The sequence below is a fragment of the Arcticibacterium sp. GJ41-1 genome (assembly GCF_055808875.1).
This window is the reverse complement of the sequence record NZ_CM147888.1, coordinates 4,494,890-4,517,091: the sequence shown is the minus strand read 5'-3', so window position 1 is coordinate 4,517,091 and position 22,202 is coordinate 4,494,890. Positions and strand designations below refer to the sequence as shown.

The following is a 22,202-nucleotide window of genomic DNA, read 5'->3' as shown; positions in this document are numbered from 1 at the left end:
TACTTAAACCTTCTTTTTGATCAAAATACGCTGCTTCATAGCAAGCCATTTTTCATATAGAGAAGATTCCTTTACAAACTCCCAAGTTTCTCTTTTCTCGTTTTTAGGCTGTTTAACGTTGTATTTCATTCCAGTGCACAAACAGTGTGACCTGTTTGTTCGGGTTAAAATATCATAGTTTTTGCAGGTCTGACAGCCTTTCCAGAAGGCATCATCCTGTGGCAACTCGCTAAAAGATACAGGTTCATACCCTAGTTCAGAATTGATTTTCATTACCGCCATGCTGGTAGTAAGACCTATCAGGTTGGCTTCTGGATATTTTTGCCTTGATAGTCTGAAAGCCTTGGCTTTGATAGCCGTGGCTACACCACTTTTTCTATAATCTGGATGTACTATAAGTCCAGAATTAGCCACAAATCTACCATGCTCCCAAGTCTCTATGTAGCAGAAGCCTGCCCAAACATTGTCTTTAGTAAGAGCAATGATGGCCTTTCCTTCTTGCATCTTAGAAATGATGTATTCTGGTGTTCTTTTGGCAATTCCCGTCCCTCTGGCTGCAGCACTGCTGGCCATTTCGTCGGTGATAGTTACTGCCCATTTTTCATGTTCGCTAGTAGCTACCTGAACTATAAATTCTTTGTAAAACGTTTTTTCTAAAACTTTCATCGTCATTTGTGAGGGGCTTACCCTCTGGGCGGGAGACGCTGTATCCTTAAGTGTAAAATAATTGATTATCGGAGATGTAGAAGGTTCACCTCGGTAAGGTGTTAATACTTCCTATTGGGTCCTTGCGGACCTCATTCGTCGAGTAGGTGATATGGGAAGTTTTATTTGAATCATTATCTTATTAACGCCGCAAATATATAGCTATTGGAAAAACACAGCAATAAAACAGCTTTATTTAAAAATAAACTTTCTGTATTACCGCCTGTTATCATCGTTTTCGAGCATGCTCAAATAGCTTATGTATCTACTTTCTGCTATTTCTTGGTTACCAACGGCATCTTTGATACGACATTTAGGCTCATTGGTATGCTCACAATTGTTGAATTTACATTGCCCTAAAAACGCCCTCATTTCAGGAAAATAATGGCTAATCTCTTGATTTTCCATTTCCATGAGGCCTAATTCCTTAATTCCTGGGCTGTCTATAATGTAGGTGTTTGGACTTGATTCAAACATTTCGGCAAACGTAGTGGTATGAACTCCCTTATTTGCAAACGTAGAAACCTCTGAAGTAGCTTGGTCTAAGTCAGGTATAAGTCTATTGATAAGTTGGGATTTCCCAACCCCAGAATGTCCAGAAAATAAAGAGGTTTTGTTTTCAATCAGCTTTTCTACTAAGTCAATATTATCTCCATTCAGTGCTGAAATACTATAACAAGGGTAGCCAATAGCCTCATACATTTCCATGACCGCGTCTTGGTAGGCTTCAGTTTCTTCGTCTAGAAGGTCTTTCTTATTGAAAAGCAATATAGCCGGTATTCTAAAAGCTTCAGCCGAAACTAAAAATCTATCAATAAAACCGAGCGAAGTTTTTGGGAAGTGTAAGGTCACCACACAAATGGCTTGGTCTATATTACAAGCAATAAGATGGCCGTGAGCTGTTTTATGAACAGACTTACGGATAAGGTAGTTTTTTCGAGGAAGGATTTCGTGAATAATTCCAAGCTCTTCATCTTTCTCTTCAAGGTCAAAGATAACATCGTCGCCTACCGCTAATGGGTTGGTTACTTTGAGCCCTTTTATCTTGAATTTCCCTTTTAGTCGGCATCTGGTAAGTCCGTACTCTTTCGACCTGACTTCGTACCAGGAACCTGTAGATCTCCAGACTTTACCTTTAATATTTTTCAAACTTAAAATTTTCTTAATAAACAGTGTCTGGTATTAAAAGCAGATACTGATGAGGTCATAAAGTTCTTATAAAATGATGCGATAAACTAGTTTAAGAGTGGAAATGCGTCCCATAAAATAAATAATTGACCGTTAAATCATATTTTAAGATAATTTTAAGAAACGTTGCAACAAAAAAACAGTTCCGATAGTTATTTTAGTAGTATAGAAAAAGCACAAATACAACAGCTAAATTTTACAAAAATGAAAAAGAGCGTATTGTTCGGAATTGCAGCCTTAGCCATGGGAGTGGTAGTAGCTAGTTTAGGAGGAAAAAAAGTAAAACCATCTAACACACAAGGTACGAATAAACCATACTGGAAATAAGTTTGATTTATTCGCCCCACGTATTTATTGATTTTAGGCAACCTCCTGCCAGGAATACCTGTGCTCCACTCTAACTTAAGATTGGTCGCAGGTCATCCTCGTTTGCGGCTATCCATTCCGTAATTTCTTCTACTATCTGCTTTATTCCTATTTCTGGTTTCCAGCCAGTTTTCTCTGTAACCTTTGAGTTATCCGTTACATATAGTTTTATATCTGCTGGTCTGTTTTCTAAAACTTTGTCTATCGGAATAGTTTTACCTGTAACTTCTTGACAAATTTTGGTTAACTCCTGTAGCGAGGTGCTTACTTCTACGCCGCCACCTACATTGTAAGTTTCACCGTTTACCTCGTCTAGATTATGCATTTGCCAATCTATTAATCGGTAAAGGTCTTTTACATGGAGCATGTCACGGGTTTGTTTCCCACTTCCTTCATAGCCTATGAAAGACAGTTTCTTTTCAAAGTAATGCTTCGCAATCCAAAGTACCATTACACCTTGGTCTACTTTCCCCATTTGCCATGGACCTGTCAAAACCCCACATCTGTTTGTGATAGTTTTTAGACCATAAAATTCATTATACTCTTGAATAATAAGCTCAGATGCTAGCTTAGTAGTTCCGTATAAAGAACGAGCCCCTTCTAGTGGAAAGCTTTCAGCAATTCCTTTTTCAGATACACCTGTTACATTTTGAGCATTTGACAATGCAAAACGAGCAGCTTCTTCTTCAAATTTTAAGGTTTCAATAGTCTTAATTGGGTAAACACGACTGGTAGAAAGAAAGATGAAAGCTGCTTTAGAACGCACTGCATAATTTAAGCAGTTTACCGTTCCAAAAAGGTTGGTGTTCATCAGGTAGTCTGGTGTTCCTCCACCTAAGCCGGCTAAAACTGATGGCTCGGCAGATGCTTCTAAAACAAAATCTACATCAGGTAAAGCATCAAAATCTTCTTTGTTTCTGATATCTCCATGAACAAACTCAATCCCTGCTTTAGTTAGTCTAGAAACATTAAGTTCAGAACCTTTTCTTCTTAAATTATCTAAGCAGATTATATGATAAGTAGGGTAGTTGCTTTTTAATTCTAAGGCTAAAGAAGAGCCTACAAATCCGGCACCGCCGGTAATAAGGATTTTCATAGAGTATGTTTGATTTGAAAACAAAAGTACGAGATTGTTTTAAATGTAAGTTTATTGGGGTTTGATTCTTACTCTTTCCAAGGTATTTCTGTCAAAGGAATGTTTTCTACAGGTTTAATAACCATAGGTACATGTTCAATCTTAACTGCAGAGGAATCTAAACCAAACCACTTTTCTTCCGATGTGGTGTATTGTTTGATAAAGAAATAGGCTTTCATAACCAGATTTTCCCAAAATGGGAGCTCATTATTATAAGAAAGGAATTTCTTTAAAACCACAAAACGGAAGTCACCAATTACGTTATGCTTGTTTAACGATTCATACCTACTTCTAATATCTACTTGTCCGTTTTTTACCATTTCTTCTAACACATGTCTGAAGTATAGGTTGATTTTATGCGGTACTCTAAAGCCAAGTCGGAAGGTTACTTTATAGACATCATCTTGAGCACACTGTTTTACTTTATATTCCAAGGTGTTTGGCTCATCGGTGGTGTCCACATGCACAAACCAATATACATCGGCTCTTTTCGGTCGTTTTTGGAAAATTGAGTAAACAATTTTTGACTCAATCTCACTTTCACGCGAAGCATTGGTCATGAAAACTAGGTGCGTGGTGTATTTAGGAACCGTTATATCTTTTGAGAGCTCTTTTAAAGAGTCCAAGTATTTGTCAAGCTTATAATACTCTGTTAAGCGAAGTTTAATTTCATTGGCTTTGAGCCAAATATACATGACTGCACCCAGTACCCCGCTTATCAAAATTGAAACCCAACCACCATGAGGGAATTTTTCAAGATTGGCGTACAAGAAAGCAGATTCGAGTGCTAAGAATACGAAGAGGAATATGAATACGAATCGTTTTTTGGAACGGTGTGTATATAAGAAGTAGCTCATCATGATGGTATCCATGAGCATAGTAATAGTAATGGATAGCCCATAGGCCGCCTCCATGTTTTCCGAGCGTTTGAAATATAAGACCACGGCTATACAGCCCAAATAAAGTAAGATATTGGTGCTCGGTATGTATAATTGACCTCGTTCGTTTGAAGGGTAATGTATTTTGACCTTTGGCCAAAAGTTTAATCGGATAGCTGCTGAAATTAAACTGAAAGAGCCACTAATCATGGCCTGACTGGCAATGATGGTAGCTAAGGTGGCGATACAAATACCAGGTAGAATGAACCACTCAGGCATCAATTGGAAGAAAGGCTTACGATCGCCAAGTTTTTCGCCCACGTGAAGTAATAACCAGGCAGACTGGCCGAAATAGTTAAGCAACAAGCATACTTTAACGTAGACCCAGCTTATTCTGATGTTTCCTCTTCCACAGTGACCAAGGTCAGAATATAGAGCTTCGGCACCTGTGGTACATAAAAATACGGCTCCTAATAACCAGAAACCTCCAGGATACCTTGCCAAAAGATTGAAAGCATAATACGGGTTTACTGCTTTTAAAACTTCAGGAAACTGTACAATGGCTATTCCTCCGAGTATTGCTAATGTGGTAAACCAAACGGCCATTACAGGCCCAAATGCGTAACCTACCACCTTTGTTCCAAATATCTGGATAAGGAAAAGTAGGGTTAAAATAGCTATGACAATAGGAATGGTTTGAATGTCGGGATATAAAATCTCTAAACCCTCTACGGCAGAGGATACAGAGATAGGTGGTGCTATGATGCCATCAGCCAGTAATGCCGCACCTCCAATCATTGTAGGAATGGTAAGCCATTTGGCATGACGTCTTACTAAGGCATATAGGGCTAAAGTTCCTCCTTCTCCATTATTATCCGCCTTTAAAATTAGGATGACATATTTGACCGTAGTAATTAATGTCAGGGTCCAGAAGACACAAGAAACGCCACCTAGAACTAATTCTTCTGAGATAGGATTGTTGCCAACAATGGCTTTCATTACGTATAATGGCGAGGTTCCTATATCCCCGTAAATGATTCCCATTGCGACTAAAAGTCCTGCAGCAGAAATTTTATCAAGATTGCTTTTGTTCTCCATTAAGTTCGTAGGATGACCATATTATGCATTAATCGGCATAAATGTCTTAAAATTTGTTTGGAATGATAAATTATTGTTAAAATTCTACAATTAAAACATGAATAAATTCCTAGCTTATTTTTCCTAATTTGCATCAAACGAACGCATCAACAAATAAAATGAATTACGAAAACTTACTGGTAGAAGAAAAGGATGGCGTGTGCCATATCACGCTAAATAGGCCTAAAGTGTTTAATGCTTTGAATGGAGGCCTTTTGAAAGAGTTGGCCACGGTTATTAATTTGGCTAAAGAAGATAAGCAAATAAGAGTTGTTCTTTTGACAGGTTCTGGAGATAAAGCTTTTTGCTCAGGAGCAGATTTAAAAGAAGGAGCCTTGAATGCAGGAAAGCCACTTGGTAATACGCTCAAAGAAAATTATGAGCCGGCAATTTTTGCTATTAGAAATTGCCCTAAACCTGTTATTTGTAAACTTAACGGTGTAGCCGCTGGGGCAGGAATGTCTTTGGCTATAGCCTGTGATTTGATAATTGCAGACGAGAACACATATATGTCGGAACTGTTTGTTGGGATTGGGCTTATGCCGGATGCAGGCTCTATGTTCTTTTTACCACGAATAGTGGGCCTGCAAAGAGCTTTTGAGCTGTTTAGTACAGGGCGTAAAATATTTATGAAAGAAGCTTTAGAGCTTGGTTTGGTAAGCAAAGTAGTGCCTACGGCAGATTTGGATAAGGAGGTAAATACTCTTTTGAGCTACTATAAAAATGCCCCAACTTTTGCTATTGGTCAAATGAAGAAAGTATTGAACGTAAGTTATGGTTTGAAGCTTTCTGAAGTAATGGATTTAGAAGCTAATGGTCAAACGAAATGCGGAGTAAGTGCAGATTTTGCCGAAGGCGTCACTTCTTTCTTACAAAAAAGGAAACCTGATTTTAAAGGGGTGTAAACCAAGGTTTCTAAAATTAATATTCTATCAAGATAAGCTAATGATTATGATTAGAGAAGGTATACTTTTTTTAATATTCATTACGCTTATCTTTCTGTTTTAAGGTAATGGCTGAAGCGATTAGACTCTGAATCGCTATGGTCGATCTTTTCAATCTCTAATTGGCGTTCTAGCCTTTTCAAGAATTTTCACACTGCATCAATAAGGACAAATTGGCAAAAATCACCCAAATGGGTGAGGTGACTATATGGCTTGAAAGGCTTTATTTGTGCTAGCTCTTAGCTAAATCCTCAGCTTACTGATAAAGCTAATCTTGCAATTCTAAGACAGCCTTAAATTATACTACATACAAAATGAGAAAGATTCTACTGTGTTTTACCCTATTAACTTTCGGATTTACTGGAGCCAATGGGCAGTCTTTTGAAATTACACCAAATGATGGATTTCTTAAATCTGCTTCGCCAACTTTGGAGTTGACGGGTACGTCATTAAATCAATTTCGTGGAAAAAGGTCAAGGGGGACTCTTTCAAGTCCAACTGCTATTGCTAGCAGTTCAAGTTTAGTAGACTTGGTTGGTATTGGTTATAACGGAAGTTCGTTTTCAGGAGACCGAGCTATGATAAGATTTGCAGCTGCCCAGAATTGGTCAAATACAGCAAACGGTACGAATATTAGATTTTTTACTACGCCTAATGGTGGCACCACCATGACAGAACGGATGAGGCTGACTGATGCAGGTTATTTAGGTCTTAACAATTCTAATCCAACTGTTCCTTTTCATGTAAACCTAAGCTTTGCTGGAACAAGTTCAACAAACGGGGCTGTTGTCTTTGGTGCGTTTGAAGGAAGCCATTTAAATTTTACTAGAAATCTTATAGATAGCTGGCGGGACGACGCTGGCGAAACACTTTTCTTAAACTATTACTCGCAAGGCAATGTGGTTATAGGAAATGGCCCGAGTGGTTCTAATTTAGAGGTGAACGGCTACACCAATCTTGGGAATGGAGCTCCTAAAATAAAGATGAAAGAACTAACAGGTACGACTGCTTCATCACAGGGAGGTGGAGTAGAGGATGGTGCATATGTTACTATTCCTCATGGGATTAGCAACGCTGATAAAATCCTTGCAATCGATGTCACCGTTGAAATAACAAATAACGTTTTTATTCCTCAAGCTTATGATATAGGTTCAGGCAGAAGGTTTCATTATAAATATGATGACACAAATATTATTGTAACTAATAAATATGGAAGAAGCTCTTATATACTAAGTAAACCAATAAAAATCCTTGTCACCTACAAGGAATAGCAGTTGTGAAAAATAATGACAATTAGTTTGAAGTCAAATAGTAGAAACTGTTCTATTCCATGCTAATTCTGAACGTAGAAGCCATTTTCTAAACTAACACACAAACGTAAATTCACACTACCATTTACCGTAAAATAGAACTCTCTGTTTAAAAAATGTAAACGGGCTGTTCTGAATTATCTTTAAGAATAATAAAAATCAAATTCATGAAAAGATTATTATCTGTCATACTCTTCATTTTAATACCCTTTTTACTCACAGCACAGTCTGTGTTAATTACCCCAGGAGCTCAAAGTATAAATGGAGACAGTACTACACAAAACCAGTTAAACGCTTTTGGTAATGGTTTACTAGTGGGGCCAAAAGTTAAATTTACGGATGAAGACCCTGCCGGTAATGTGCATATTATGGATTGTGGAATAACAAATGTTAGTAATTCACTAGCAGGAACTTTAAAAGACCCAAATGGAGATTCAGATTATTTAAGCGGTTTTGCACATGATTGTGATTTCAGTTTTAATACTGTTGATCCCCTTTTTCTTGCCTATCAAATTGACTTTGAGCTTTTGGATACGGAGGCTGCAGAAGATACAGTTTTTATCATGAATTCGTTCGGGACTACAGTACTGGCGTCTTTTTCTGGAAACTCCTTACCTCCTAGCCTAAGAGTCTTAAACAGTAACGTATTGATTAGGTTTAAAACAAATAGTACTGTAGTAGGAGCCGGTTTTGTTTTGACTTGGAAAGCTATTTTAAGAGATGAAATGCCTGTTCCTATTCAGAATTATTCTGGGTACGGCTTACTGTATGACGTATCATCCAGTTCTTTATGGGCTGGAAGGCATAACCCTTTAGATTTTGAAATCAGAGGGAATTATTCTACGGCTATGGGTTATAATTCAAAAGCGATTGGTTCAGTTTCCACCGCCTTGGGTTATAATTCAACAGCAAGTGGTTTTGCCTCTACTGCTATGGGTGAGTATACAGAAGCCAGTGGTAATTACTCTACCGCCATGGGAGAATCGGCAAAGGCCAGTGGTAATTCTTCGACTGCTATGGGGCTTGAAGCGAGAGCAAGTGGTGATTATTCCACAGCTATGGGGTTTGGACCCACCGCAAGTGGTTCTTATTCCACTGCGATGGGTAGGTCAACCATGGCCAGTGGTAATTCTTCTACTGCGATAGGAAGAGGTACAGAAGCAAACACATCTTATTCCACAGCAATGGGGTACAATACAAAGGCCCGTGGCTATGCATCAACAGCAATGGGTGAATTAACAGAAGCAGATACGTCTTATGCCACTGCTATTGGTTATTTTTCAAAAGCAAGTGGCTATTCTTCAACTGCTATGGGTGAGTATACAGAAGCCAGTGGTAATTCTTCAACTGCAATGGGTTATAATACAGAAGCCAGTGGGAAATCTTCAACTGCAATGGGTTATAATACAAAAGCCAGTGGTAATTATTCCACCACTATGGGAAGAAGTACAAGAGCTGATACCATTTATGCAACGGCTATGGGAAAGTCTACAACAGCAAGTGGTTATTCTTCTACTGCGATGGGTGAGGATACTAGAGCAGACAGTACTCACGCTACGGCCATGGGTAAGTCAACAGTAGCAAGTGGTTATTCCTCTACAGCAATGGGGGAGGACACAGAAGCTAGCGGTGACAATTCTACGGCCATGGGTAAGTCAACAGTAGCAAGTGGTTATTCCTCTACAGCAATGGGGGAGGACACAGAAGCAAGCGGTGATAATTCTACTGCGATGGGGCAATACACTATAGCTAGTGGCACCTTTTCTACTGCCATGGGATACGATAATAATGCAATTGGCAATGGTTCCACCGCCATAGGTGGTTCTTCTACCGCGTCTGGAAAATATTCTACTACTATAGGTCTATCTAATTCGACAATTGGTGATTATTCTATTGCTATGGGAAGGTCTTCAACGGCAGGTGGTAATTATTCCACTGCTATAGGAAAAGATGTTTCATCAAATGGTGTAGGAACTTTTACCGTTGGCGACTCAAACCCTGGTTCAGGTGTTTTGACTATAGCTACGGATAATCAGTTTGTAGGTAGATTCTACAATGGGTATTATTTATTAACCAGTGAAATGGGTACACCATCAAGAGGGGTAAGAATAAATCATGACCAAACGGCCTGGTCATCTATTTCAGACTCTACCAAAAAAGAGAACTTTATTCCTGCCGATGGCAATACTTTCTTAGAAAAGCTAAAGGGGTTAAAACTAGGCTCATGGAATTATAAAACCCAAGACGAAAACCCAGAACGTTTCTATGGACCTATGGCACAAGAGATTTTTGCGGCTTATGGTAAAGATGCCAAAGGTACCATAGGCTCAGATACTTTAGTGAGTACTTTAAATATGGATGGTTTGCTGTTTATTTTCGCTCAGGCTTTAGAAAAAAGGACTAGCAATTTAAAAGAAGAAAACGATGCTCTAAAAAGAGAGGTTGAGGTGATTAAAGAGAAATATGAACAAAGTCTAGTGGCTAATAAGGCTATGAAAAATGACTTTGACCAGCGAATTAGCCAAATAGAAGAACTCCTAACTGTTAAAAGTGAAGGTATAATAGCAACGCTACCTTAATCAAATAAAACCCCTTTTTTGAATTCTTATTTGTCAGAATTACTTAAATAAAATACCCCATGAAAAGTCTACAGATTATCCTTGCCCTGTTATTAGTCCACTTTTTTTCTTTTGCCCAAATTCAAAGTTATACGCCATCTGGCAGAGAAGGTTCTATAACCATTACTCCTGATGGTCTAAACTCCAAATACACGGGTAAAAAGTTTGATTATACAAACGTGGCCTTAGGAACAGATGCTTTAAGGAATACTACATCTGGAACCCAGCTTTTTGAATCAAAGAATAATACAGCGGTTGGGTGGGCCGCATTATATCGTAACACCACTGGATATCGCAATACTGCTACTGGTGGAGGTGCTCTGAATAACAATACCATAGGATATAATAATACTGCAAATGGTTCTCATGCTTTATTTGCTAACACCGAAGGGTACGGTAACACAGCAATGGGTAGTTTCTCTTTAAATAATAACAGTACAGGAAATCAAAATACGGCAAACGGCAGCAGTGCCTTGCATAATAACACTACCGGCAGTTATAATACTGCGGTTGGATATAATTCTTTATGGAGTAATATAGACGGGCATGACAATACCGCAATTGGCCTTGATGCTCTATACAGAAATGATTCAGGAAGTTATAATACTGCAGGTGGTCGCAACGCCTTGCGAAATAACACTTTTGGAAATAATAATACCGCAATTGGATTCAATGCTTTATTAAGCAATACTACAGGGAACTCCAATACAGCCATAGGTCGAACCGCATTATACAGTAACACTACTGGGTATTCAAATACTGCGATTGGTCGAAGTTCGTTATTTTCTAATACCTCAGGTTATTATAATACCGCAAGTGGCGACTCTTCACTTTATTTAAATACTACAGGAAAGTATAATATGGCAAATGGTAATGTTGCTTTAATGAGTAACACTACAGGAGATTATAATACGGCCACTGGTCCATATACTTTAAATAAGAATACGACGGCTGATTTTAATACTGCCACTGGTTCTTTTGCTTTAGAAAGAAATACCACGGGACATGATAATACTGCCACTGGTGCTTTTGCATTAAGAACTAATACAACAGGTATTCGGAATACGGCCACCGGTGCTTTTGCTTTGCACTATAGTTATGCAGGAAGTGATAATACCGCAATCGGTTATTATTCAATGTTTAACAATCAAACTGGGAGCGGAAATGTAGCCCTGGGAAGGACATCTTTACGCAATAATAATACAGGTAATAACAATACTGCAATTGGTGTAAGTGCTTTACAAAATAATAATTTGGGTTATTCAAATACAGCTACTGGTCATAGTGCCTTATACAGTAATACTACAGGACATCACAATACAGCATCAGGGGATAGTGCTTTGTATCAAAACACAACTGGAAACTATAATACTGCAAACGGTATTTTTTCATTATTAAAGAACACCGCAGGTAAAGAAAATACAGCAAATGGCTCTTATTCACTGCTAAATAATTCTTCAGGCGATGGTAATGCCGGAAATGGAGCATATGCTTTGTTTTTTAATACAACAGGCGATAAAAATACTGCATCTGGCACTAGTGCACTAATAATTAATTCCACAGGAAATCAGAACACCGCCTTAGGACATTCTGCTTTAAAGAGTAATACTACAGGCTATAATAATACCGCCATAGGTTATGATTCGAATGTTGGTTCTAGTAATCTTCACAATGCTACAGCCATAGGATATGAGGCTACTGTTAATGCCAGCAATAAAATAAGAATGGGCAACACCTTCATAACGGCTGCTGATATCCAAGTAGCTTGGAATGTGACTTCAGATAGACGCTGGAAAGAAAATATTGTAACTGTTCCACTAGGTTTAGATTTTATCAAAGACTTAAAGCCGGTGTCATACCATCGTAAAAATAATGAGAAGGATGATGTTGAGTTTGGGCTTGTAGCTCAAGAAATAGTAGAAACGCTAGCTAAATATGGCTTGACAGAAAAAGATTTGGGTTTACTAGACAAAGACCAAGACGGTTACTATTCGGTGCGATATAATGATTTACTGGCTCCCATGATTAAGGCAATGCAGGAGCAGCAGCTTTTGATTGAAAAGCAACAAGAAATTAATAATCAGCAAGCGAGTGTATTAATCTCAGTTTTGAAACGCCTTGAAAATTTAGAGTCAGAGAAAACGGCGTTTACTGCTAATAATTAAAATTCACTTCTAAGGTTTTTCCTCCAAAAGCTCAGGTGTTTTGACAATGCTCTTATAGTATTTAAAAAGTATGCCAGCATGAGAAGCATCTACCACGCGGTGGTCAAGTGCTGCTGAAAGGGTGATTACGGTTCTGATTTTGACTTCGTCATCAATGACCAAAGGTGTTTTCTTTACACCACCCATAATGAGTACAAAAGATACATTAGTGGCAGGGAAAAGGGCAGGGTAGCCATTATCAAGGCCTAAGCTACCGATGTTTGACACTATATAAGAACCCATGTCATTGGCAGATATACCACCAATTGACAGTCCCCAGTCTACAAGCATTTTTCTGATAAACCAATAGAAGAGATTTCTGAAAGGCCATGGAACAGACGCCATGGTTTCCTTTAGTTTCATAGTGCCGTTTTCTGTTCCTTTTCTGGCTTCTTTAATCTTAGTATTTAGAATGGGCACCAAGTCAGAAAAGCTAAGTGTGTTTACCTTATTGATTTTCACAGAACCCATCTCATTTTCTCTCAAAAGCACACTGACAGTCGCATTGATGTCGTCATAAGATTTTACGTTTCCTCTCTTTATGTAAGTATTTAGTTCGGGTAGTTTGTCATTAATGGCTCTAGCAGTTGCAAGGGTGAAGAAATGTGTTAGGGTAATTTTAAGACCTTCTTTTCTTTTTTTGTTGATGTATTCTTGTAAATCAGTGATATCTAGCTCTACAGAGCCAAGGATTTTTGAGTCTTCTGGTTTTTTATAGAGGGTGCTGGCTGTTTTACGCCAGGCATTATTTAGGTCTTTTGTCATTTTACGAAATAACGTTTTTCTTAGCTACCAGAGAAATTTACTCGATTATAACTATTCTAAAGTATCTATGAAAGTTCATTCCTTATGAGTGCTTAAACTGTAGTGAAATAGAAAATGATATCCATTTGGGGGGATAGTAAGTCAATAATTTATATGAGGCATATGGTAGAAACCAACAGTTAGAAGTAAGCCTTGTATTGTTTTATAAAAACTGTAAGCTTAAGGTGTTTTGATACTCAAGATCGCTCCTGCCTGCACGTCAAAAACGGCACCGTATTGCACATCGATTGTCTTGCAAACTGCTGTAGTTCCGGTTAAAACTGTCAAATTAGAGGTGCTGGGAATGATAACTTCGTCTGTAGAAACGGGAATTGAACCTTTACTCCAATAGCTATGACTTCCATTCCAATCGCCATGTACAGGTCCAATCCATATATTTTTAGTAGGTGTAGGTGTAGGAGTTGGAGTATTGGCAGGCGTAGATGTCGGCGTCGGAGTCGGTGTCGAAGTTAGCGACAAACTAGGCGTCGGTGTTGGTGTCAAAGTTGGCGACAAACTAGGCGTCGGAGTTGGTGTCAAAGTTAGCGACAAACTAGGCGTCGGAGTCGGTGTCAAAGTTGCCGACAAGCTAGGCGTAGGTGTCGGTGTCAAAGTTGCCGACATGCTTGGCGTCGGTGTTGGTTCCAAAGTTGCTGACATGCTAGGTGTCGGAGTTGGTGTCAAAGTTGCCGACATGCTTGGCGTCGGTGTTGGTGTCAAAGTTGCCGTCATGCTAGGTGTCGGCGATGGTGTTGGTGATGCCGCAAACGGAGTGTTCGAGGGAGACGGCAGGGGTGCCCAAGGGGTATTCGACGGAGTTGGTGTAGGGCCGAGCGATGGGAATGGTGTTAAATTAAATGTGGGAAAAGGGGACGTGAATACTGGAAAGGTCAGACTTGGCGTTTGGCCTGAATTAGCCTTTCCTGCGGCATTCAATAAGCTTGTGTCGTTTGTTTTCCTCCATGCGGTAAATTGAGAAGGTTTATCTACCAGCATAACTGATGAACCTAAGAATAACTCCTTAATTGCGAGTCTTCTGTTTAAGCCCTTTTTATTTTCTTTATCGTCTTTGCTCATGAACTATAAAATATTTGTCAATCAAATCTAACGGTTATTCTAACCTCAGATTAAATTAGTCAAGTTAACAAATATAAAAAAAAATAAAAGGTTGGGTGTTAGGCTACTGTTTTTAAGTTTAGTTTTAATGATTCGGAAGTTTGTCTTTCTTAGATTTACGATAAATGAGGGGAGAATTTTAAAAACGTTTGGCCAAATTTATGTAATAAGCTTATTCTGGTTTTAAATGGATGGTTGTTTTGTTTAAAAGTTACATTTGAATTAGAAATTTATAAAGTTTGGATTGATGCTGAATGAGGATAGTGTCTTCATGAGAATGGTTTGAAGAAAATAGGTAAAAGAAATTATGTTGATTAAGGATATTGCAGAAGAGAATACAATTTTTGTACAAATTGCAAGCTACAGAGACCCGCAGTTACTACCTACATTGGATGATTTATTTGAGAAAGCAGAACATCCTCATAATCTAAGGGTTACCATAGCTTGGCAAACTTCAGAAGGAGACACATGGGATAATCTAGATAAGTACCTTTCAGACGAAAGAGTAAATATAGTTAAGATACCTTATCAAGAAGCTAAAGGAGTCTGTTGGGCAAGAAATCTAGTTCAGCAGCACTATAATGGGGAAAAATATACCTTACAGTTAGACTCCCATCACAGGTTTGTAGAAGGATGGGATCAGCTTTTAATTGATATGTTAGAATCTCTTCAGGAAAATGGCATAAAGAAACCACTGCTAACAGCTTATATACCTTCTTTTGACCCAGAAAATGACCCTGAAGGGAGAGCTAAGGAGCCTTGGAAAATGGATTTTGATAGATTTACGCCGGAAGGTGTAGTCTTCTTTTTGCCTTCTACCATAGAGCAGGCCGAAAGCCTTAGTCTTCCAGTGCCTGCTAGATTTTATTCGGCACACTTTGCCTTTACAATTGGTTTGTTTTCTAAGGAAGTTCAGCATGACCCATCGTTTTATTTTCATGGAGAAGAAATTAGTATAGCTGTAAGAGCTTATACACATGGATATGACTTATTTCATCCACAAAAGATTGTTGCATGGCATGAGTACACCAGAAAAGGTAGAATTAAACATTGGGATGACGAAAAGGAATGGTTTGTGACAAATACATATACTCATAAGCGGGTGAAACAGTTATTTGGAATAGATGGAGTGGAGAAAACTAATGATTTTGGACTATATGGGTTCGGGAGGGTACGTAGTGTTGCTGATTATGAAAAATTTGCGGGTATTAGATTTAGGGATAGGGGAGTGCAAAAACATACGCTTGATAATAAGTTAGCTCCAAACCCGGAGGTAGAAGATTATGAAAATTCTTTTTACAATATTTTTGAGCATTGTATAGACATACATAAGACGTCTTTGCCTGAAAAAGACTATGAATTTTTAGTGGTTGCCTTCCTTGATGAAAAAGGTGCTGATATTTATAGAAAAGATGCTGATAAAGATGAAATAAAAGAACTTTTCAACAATAGCGGTGAATGGTTAAATATCTGGAGAAAATATACAGGCCCTGTTCCATCGAAATGGTTAATATGGCCGTATTCAACTTCTAAAGGATGGTGTGATAGAATAGAACGTAATTTGTAATATGGCAAATATCTCATTTTATGGTTCACATAATGCTGCCATAGCAGTTGAAAAGGACGGCGAGCTTATTACAGTAGTAGAAGTAGAACGGTTTTTATCAAGTAAAAATGCGGGTTATTCACAATACCTCCCTTCTTATTCAAGACCGTTCCTAATAAAACATATTCTTAAGTATATTAAAGAAGAGCATGATATCTCAGAATTTGATACCTGCTATTTTTTAAACACAGACACCTATGATAATAACGGTTTTACTCACTATCAAAACCTAATTCCTGCTAAAAAGTATGTCGAGTGTTTGCATCATCTTAGCCATGCTGCCTGCGGACTTTATCAAACCGACTATAAAGAAGCTTTAATTATATCATTTGATGGAGGAGGAAATGATGGTTTTTTTAACGTTTACCTAGCTGAGGAGCGTACCAATATTAAGCTATTAGAAAAGTACGATTTAGATTTAGGTTTCCCTTACATGAGTTTTGGTGAATATTTGAAAGATATTCGGAAGGAACATGCTCTTAGCGTTGGGAATTTAGTTTACTCAGGGAAAATAATGGGTTTATGTTCATATGGGAATTTAAATACTGAATGGTTGCCTTATTTTGAACATTATTATCTTAGAAAACCTGATGGTAGAAACTACGTAGAATGTTTGAGAGATTTAAGTAGGCAGACGGGCTTAGTATTTGACATTGATAATAGACTAGAAGGGCAATTAGCATGGGACTTAGCTAAAACCTCCCAAATAGCTTTTGAAAATGTTTTTATGGAAATGGCCCAACCTTATTTAGAAAGATACCCCAATTTACCCCTTGTTATGGTTGGTGGTTGTGCTTTAAATATCTTACTAAATACTAAACTTAAGGAAACATTAGACAGACCGGTTTTTGTGCCACCAAATCCAAATGATTGCGGAATAGCCACAGGTATGATTTTGAATCATATGAAGCCAGAGCATGCTGTAGATGTAACATATGCAGGCATTGAGGTATTGGACCGAAATACTTTAATGACTTACTTAGAAGAAAAGAGAGGCACGGAATTGGATATATCGATACTTTCAAAAGACCTTTCGGACGGGAAAATTGTGGGTGTTGTAAGAGGGACATCAGAGCATGGTCCTCGGGCATTAGGAAACAGAAGTATATTGTGCAATCCTGCTTTTCCAGAAATGAAAGAAGTCTTAAATGCCAAAGTAAAGAATCGGGAATGGTATAGGCCTTTTGCTCCTGTAGTTAGGTTAGAAGATGTAGAAAAGTATTTTAATTTTTCTGGTGAAAGCAGGTGGATGAGCTTTTGCCCCACAGTAAAAGAAGAATGGAGAGAAAAACTAATAGCTATAACCCATGTGGATCGAACGGCAAGAGTACAGACAGTTACTAAGGAGCAAAATCCTTGGCTACACAATCTTATAGGGGAATTTGAAAAGCATTCAGGAATAGGTGTATTGCTAAACACCTCTTTTAACATTAATGGCAAACCCATACTAAGTAGATATTCTGATGCAATAGCTGTTTTCGATAATACCAATCTTGACTGCTTAGTATTATCAGATTATTATTTTACCAAATAGCACATGAATAATTCCGGAGTTACGCTTGTTACTGGATTGTGGGACATAAAAAGAGAAGGCTTGTCTGAAGGCTGGTCTCGTAGTTATGCGTTTTACTTAGAAAAATTCAGACAGCTGCTGGAAGCTCCAAACAACATGATAGTGTTTGGAGATGAAAATCTAAAGGAGTTTGTATTTGAAATAAGAAAGGAAGAAAATACACAGTTTATTGAGAGGGCAGAAGAATGGTTTATTAATGAGTTCTTTGAGTCAATTCAATTAATAAGAACAAATAAAGATTGGTATGGCCAGGTTGGCTGGTTAGCAGAATCTACCCAAGCTAAACTAGAGATGTATAATCCCCTGGTATTGTCAAAACCTTTTCTCCTTCATGATGCTAAACTGCTGGATAAATTCAATTCTACGCATCTTTTTTGGATAGACGCAGGAATTACCAATACGTTCCATCCTGGGTACTTAACTCATGATAAGGTGGTGGATAAGCTTAATAAGTTAAATAAAATCTCTTTTCTGGCTTTCCCATACAATGCTTCAAGCGAAATTCATGGGTTTAAATACAGTAGACTAAATGAACTAGCCGGAGCAAAAGTGAATAAAGTATGTAGAGGTGGTTTTTTCGGTGGCCCCATAGAAGAAATTAGTTCTTTTAATGGTCAATACTATGAATTACTTGGAAGCACTTTGTATGAAGGTAATATGGGAACAGAGGAATCCCTTTTTACTATTTTACTATATCGATATCCAGAACAGTATCAATACTTTCCAATTGAAGAGAATGGGCTTATTTCTAAATACTTTGAAGACCTTAAAAACAATACTGACGTAGCATTGAATGAAATTAGGTCAGAAATACATACTGGTAATATAGAAAATACAGCACTCTATATTATTACTTATAACAGCCCAAAGCAAGTGGAAACGCTTATAGCTTCTATGAAACAGTATGATGAACATTTCATTACTAAACCTAAATGGATACTCTTAAATAATTCTACAGACCAGGCTACTTTTGCTCATTACGAAAAAATCTGCAAGGAGTATGGGATAGAACATGTTCAAAAAGATAATATCGGAATATGTGGTGGAAGACAATGGGTAGCCGAGCATGCTGAAGAAAATAACTATGATTTTTATTTCTTCTTTGAAGACGATATGTTCTTTTATAATGGAGAGGAGCCAACTTGTCAAAATGGATTTAATAGAAAAATAGACCAGCTGTATAGAAAGTCTCTACAAATTATTAAAAGTGAAAATTTCGACTTTTTGAAATTGAATTTTACAGAGTTTTATGGAGATAATTCACTGCAATGGAGTTGGCACAATGTACCTCAACCGGTAAGAGAGACCTTATTTAAGGATAAGCCTGAAAAAGTATCAAATGAGCATCAAGAGGCACCATATTTAAAATTCAATAACATTAAGGCGATAAACGGACTTCCATTTGCCACAGGAGAGGTGTTTTATTGTAATTGGCCTCAGATAGTTTCTAAAGAAGGAAATAGAAAAATGTTTCTTAATGTAAAATGGGATTATCCTTATGAACAAACTTGGATGTCTCATATTTACCAAGAAACAGTAAAGGGTAATATTAACCCAGGGATTCTTTTAGCAACACCTACTGAGCATAACAGATTTGATTTTTATCCTATGGAAGAAAGAAAAGAGAATTGAAATTATCCAAATTAGTTTTACCGTAATCATAGGAGGAACCGTTCCTTAAATATGGAATCCTATATTGATAGTAACTTAAAATCCCGCCTTTAATCTTAGAAAGCACAACTAAGAATATTAAAGCCCTCTTATTTCTCGGTTGATATGACAATATTTCATTGTTTTTGTAGCTAAATCATTGGTTTAGAGACTTTTTGTCATGTTAAGTGCTGGTAATTAGGTAATTGTCGGTCAATTTTTCCGAAAAAAATGAATCGCATACTTTTTGCTCTAGTTATACTGAAAAAGCACTTTACAAGATAAATTGTAGAGGTTAATTATAAAAGAAAATCAACAACCATGAATTTAAATCAATATACCATTAAAGCACAGGAGGCCATTCAGTTGGCAGTGCAAATAGCTCAAGGACATCAACAGCAGGCAGTAGAGCCAGGTCATTTATTAAAGGCTTTGATAGAGCAAGACCCAAACACGTCTTCTTATTTATTTGGTAAGATGGGTGTTTCAGAAACAGTTTTAACCAAAGACTTAGAAGATTTAGTAAATACATATCCGAAAGTAAGCGGAGCAGGTGGACAGCCCTATTTGGGAAATGAATTGTCAGGAACATTGGCGGCAGCTACTAAAAAGATTAAAGACTTTGGAGACGAATATATAAGTGTAGAGATTCTTTACTGGGCATTAGCGGCAGGTAAAGATAAAGTGGCTCAGCTTTTAAAAAAGGCTGGCTTTGTGCAAAAGGAAATAGAGAAAGCAATTATAGAATTAAGAGGAAAAGATAACCCAGTGAAAGACCAAAACGCAGAAAATAAATATCAAGCCCTGTCTCGATACAGTATAAATCTTAATGAGCAGGCAAAGAAAGGGAAGATTGACCCTGTAATAGGGAGAGATGAGGAGGTTAGGCGTGTACTTCAAATATTGGCAAGAAGAACTAAAAATAACCCAATATTATTAGGAGAACCAGGTGTAGGTAAAACCGCCATAGTAGAAGGTTTGGCTCAAAGAATAGTGCAGGGCGATGTGCCTGAAAACTTAAAGTCAAAAACGCTTATATCGCTAGATATGGGACTTTTGGTGGCTGGTGCCAAATATAAAGGTGAGTTTGAAGAGCGTCTGAAATCTGTAATTAAAGAAGTGAGCGACTCTGAAGGTGAAATTATATTGTTCATTGACGAGATTCACACACTGGTAGGAGCTGGTGGAGGTGAGGGTGCTATGGATGCAGCCAATCTTTTAAAACCAGCTTTGGCAAGAGGCGAATTACATGCCATAGGTGCTACCACACTTAAAGAGTATCAAAAATACATTGAGAAAGATAAGGCTCTTGAAAGACGTTTTCAAGCAGTTATAGTGGATGAACCAAGTGTTACAGATGCTATTTCTATTTTGAGAGGAATTAAAGAAAAATACGAAGTTCACCACGGAGTTAGAATTCAGGACGATGCGGTTATATCAGCAGTAGAGCTGTCTAATAGATATATTTCTGATAGGTTTTTGCCAGATAAGGCCATTGACTTAATGGATGAGGCTGCTTCTAAATTAAGATTAGAAATGGACTCGATGCCAGAAGAAATGGATGAGCTCAGAAGGCGTATCATGCAACTGGAAATAGAGCGAGAAGCTATTAGAAGAGAAAAAGACAAAGAAAAAGAGGCAGTGCTGTCAAAAGAATTGGCAGAGCTAAATCAAACTTTTAATACCTATAAAGCTCAGTGGGAGAATGAAAAAGGCAAAGTAGACGAGGTTAGAGCCTTGAAAGAGAAAATTGACCATTTGAAATTTGAAGCAGAGCAAGCAGAACGTTCTGGTGATTTTGGCTTAGTAGCCGAGATTCGTTACGGAAAAATCCCAGCATCGGAAGAGAAACTAAAAGAGCTGGCTGCCACTCATAAAGAGGGAACTGTGGAAAGTTTGATAAACGAAGAGGTGACTTCTGAAGATATAGCGGAGGTAGTAGGGAAATGGACAGGTATTCCGGTTTCAAAAATGCTGCAAAGCGAGCGTGAAAAGCTTTTATACTTGGAAGGTGAGCTTAAGAAAAGAGTAGCTGGGCAAGAGGAGGCTATAGGTTTAGTGGCTGATGCCGTGAGGAGGTCAAGAGCAGGCATGCAAGACCCTAAAAAGCCAATTGGTAGTTTCTTGTTTTTAGGAACCACAGGTGTGGGTAAAACAGAATTGGCAAGAACCTTAGCTCAGTATCTCTTTAATGATGATACGGCCATGGTTAGAATAGATATGAGTGAGTATCAGGAAAGGCATGCCGTAAGTAGATTGGTGGGAGCCCCTCCAGGATATGTAGGATATGACGAAGGTGGTCAGCTGACAGAAGCTGTGAGACGTAAACCTTATTCTGTGGTTTTGCTAGATGAAATTGAGAAAGCACACCCTGATGTATGGAACGTGCTCTTGCAAGTGCTAGACGATGGAAGGCTGACCGATAATAAGGGTAGGGTGGCCAATTTTAAGAACACCATTATCATTATGACATCAAATATTGGTTCTCAGGTAATTCAGGAGAAATATTTGGAAGCAAAAGGTGACGAATCGGCTTGGCATACGTACTATAAAGAGGAAGCCAAAGACGGTGTTATGGATGTTTTGAAATTATCTGTAAGACCAGAGTTTTTAAACAGGATAGATGAGATAGTACTCTTTGACCCATTAAGTAAATTGAATATCCGTCAGATTGTTGAAATTCAGTTTCAGGGAATTAAAGACAGACTTGCCGAACAAGGGATAACTTTAGAAGCCTCTGTGGAGGTTTTAGATAAGCTAGGCGAAGAAGGTTTTGACCCGGTATATGGAGCGAGACCGCTCAAAAGAGTTATTCAGCGAATGATTCTTAACGAATTGTCAAAGAAAATTTTGGCAAACGAAATAGACAAGGACGCGGTAATTATCATGGAACTTTCTCCAAAAGGAGATATAGTTTTTGAAAATGTGACAGCCGCCGAAGTAGTATAAAGAAATGGTTAGGATTGAA

15 protein-coding genes are annotated in these 22,202 nt (G+C 38.0%); 10 read left to right on the top strand and 5 right to left on the bottom strand.

The annotated features are described in order from the left end of the window. Positions 1–3 precede the first annotated feature (3 nt). Both AC0L6O_RS18605 and rsgA read right to left on the bottom strand, forming a co-directional pair. Positions 4–672 carry a GNAT family N-acetyltransferase gene (locus tag AC0L6O_RS18605; RefSeq protein ID WP_473304488.1) on the bottom strand — a complete coding sequence of 223 codons (669 nt, stop codon included), beginning with the start codon at positions 670–672 and terminating at the stop codon, positions 4–6. A gap of 249 nt (positions 673–921) precedes the next feature. Continuing rightward, the gene (gene rsgA, locus AC0L6O_RS18600; RefSeq protein WP_473304487.1) at positions 922–1,854 is read right to left on the bottom strand and encodes a ribosome small subunit-dependent GTPase A; all 933 of its coding nucleotides are present in this window, start codon (positions 1,852–1,854) and stop codon (positions 922–924) included. A 243-nt stretch (positions 1,855–2,097) separates the two neighbouring features. Here rsgA and AC0L6O_RS18595 point away from each other — a divergent pair, with 243 nt between their 5' ends. Next, the gene (locus tag AC0L6O_RS18595; protein ID WP_473304485.1) at positions 2,098–2,220 is read left to right on the top strand and encodes a hypothetical protein; all 123 of its coding nucleotides are present in this window, start codon (positions 2,098–2,100) and stop codon (positions 2,218–2,220) included. Between the two features lie 70 nt (positions 2,221–2,290). Here AC0L6O_RS18595 and AC0L6O_RS18590 read toward each other — a convergent pair whose 3' ends face one another. Together AC0L6O_RS18590 and AC0L6O_RS18585 are read right to left on the bottom strand one after the other, a co-directional pair. Continuing rightward, positions 2,291–3,355 carry an NAD-dependent epimerase/dehydratase family protein gene (locus AC0L6O_RS18590; protein WP_473304484.1) on the bottom strand — a complete coding sequence of 355 codons (1,065 nt, stop codon included), beginning with the start codon at positions 3,353–3,355 and terminating at the stop codon, positions 2,291–2,293. Positions 3,356–3,423: 68 nt separating this feature from the next. Further along, positions 3,424–5,370, bottom strand: coding sequence for a KUP/HAK/KT family potassium transporter (locus tag AC0L6O_RS18585; RefSeq protein WP_473304483.1), 1,947 nt, complete (start codon positions 5,368–5,370; stop codon positions 3,424–3,426). Positions 5,371–5,528: 158 nt separating this feature from the next. Here AC0L6O_RS18585 and AC0L6O_RS18580 point away from each other — a divergent pair, with 158 nt between their 5' ends. The 4 genes from AC0L6O_RS18580 (at position 5,529) to AC0L6O_RS18565 (ending at position 12,446) form a co-directional block, all read left to right on the top strand. After that, the gene (locus tag AC0L6O_RS18580; protein WP_473304481.1) at positions 5,529–6,314 is read left to right on the top strand and encodes an enoyl-CoA hydratase/isomerase family protein; all 786 of its coding nucleotides are present in this window, start codon (positions 5,529–5,531) and stop codon (positions 6,312–6,314) included. Positions 6,315–6,667: 353 nt separating this feature from the next. Then, entirely contained in the window at positions 6,668–7,624 is a 957-nt protein-coding gene (locus AC0L6O_RS18575) for a hypothetical protein (RefSeq protein WP_473304480.1), read from the top strand. 206 nt (positions 7,625–7,830) lie between these two features. Then, on the top strand, positions 7,831–10,242 hold the full coding sequence (locus AC0L6O_RS18570) for a tail fiber domain-containing protein (RefSeq protein WP_473304478.1): 2,412 nt from the start codon (positions 7,831–7,833) through the stop codon (positions 10,240–10,242). Positions 10,243–10,301: 59 nt separating this feature from the next. Continuing rightward, positions 10,302–12,446, top strand: a complete 2,145-nt coding sequence (locus AC0L6O_RS18565; RefSeq protein ID WP_473304476.1) for a tail fiber domain-containing protein — start codon at positions 10,302–10,304, stop codon at positions 12,444–12,446. Positions 12,447–12,455: 9 nt separating this feature from the next. Here AC0L6O_RS18565 and AC0L6O_RS18560 read toward each other — a convergent pair whose 3' ends face one another. After that, entirely contained in the window at positions 12,456–13,250 is a 795-nt protein-coding gene (locus AC0L6O_RS18560) for a 2-oxo acid dehydrogenase subunit E2 (RefSeq protein ID WP_473304475.1), read from the bottom strand. 469 nt (positions 13,251–13,719) lie between these two features. On the opposite strand from AC0L6O_RS18560, the gene AC0L6O_RS18555 reads away from it, so the two are divergent. The 5 genes from AC0L6O_RS18555 to clpB all read left to right on the top strand — a co-directional run bounded on the left by AC0L6O_RS18555 (position 13,720) and on the right by clpB (position 22,183). Further along, the gene (locus AC0L6O_RS18555; RefSeq protein WP_473304473.1) at positions 13,720–14,265 is read left to right on the top strand and encodes a hypothetical protein; all 546 of its coding nucleotides are present in this window, start codon (positions 13,720–13,722) and stop codon (positions 14,263–14,265) included. A gap of 447 nt (positions 14,266–14,712) precedes the next feature. Then, complete coding sequence (locus tag AC0L6O_RS18550; RefSeq protein ID WP_473304471.1) at positions 14,713–15,972, top strand: GlcNAc-transferase family protein; 1,260 nt, start codon at positions 14,713–14,715, stop codon at positions 15,970–15,972. Between the two features lies 1 nt (position 15,973). Next, complete coding sequence (locus AC0L6O_RS18545) at positions 15,974–17,545, top strand: carbamoyltransferase C-terminal domain-containing protein (protein WP_473304469.1); 1,572 nt, start codon at positions 15,974–15,976, stop codon at positions 17,543–17,545. Between the two features lie 3 nt (positions 17,546–17,548). Then, entirely contained in the window at positions 17,549–19,216 is a 1,668-nt protein-coding gene (locus tag AC0L6O_RS18540; protein ID WP_473304467.1) for a WlaTC/HtrL family glycosyltransferase, read from the top strand. 339 nt (positions 19,217–19,555) lie between these two features. Further along, on the top strand, positions 19,556–22,183 hold the full coding sequence (gene clpB / locus AC0L6O_RS18535) for an ATP-dependent chaperone ClpB (protein WP_473304465.1): 2,628 nt from the start codon (positions 19,556–19,558) through the stop codon (positions 22,181–22,183). Positions 22,184–22,202 lie beyond the last annotated feature (19 nt).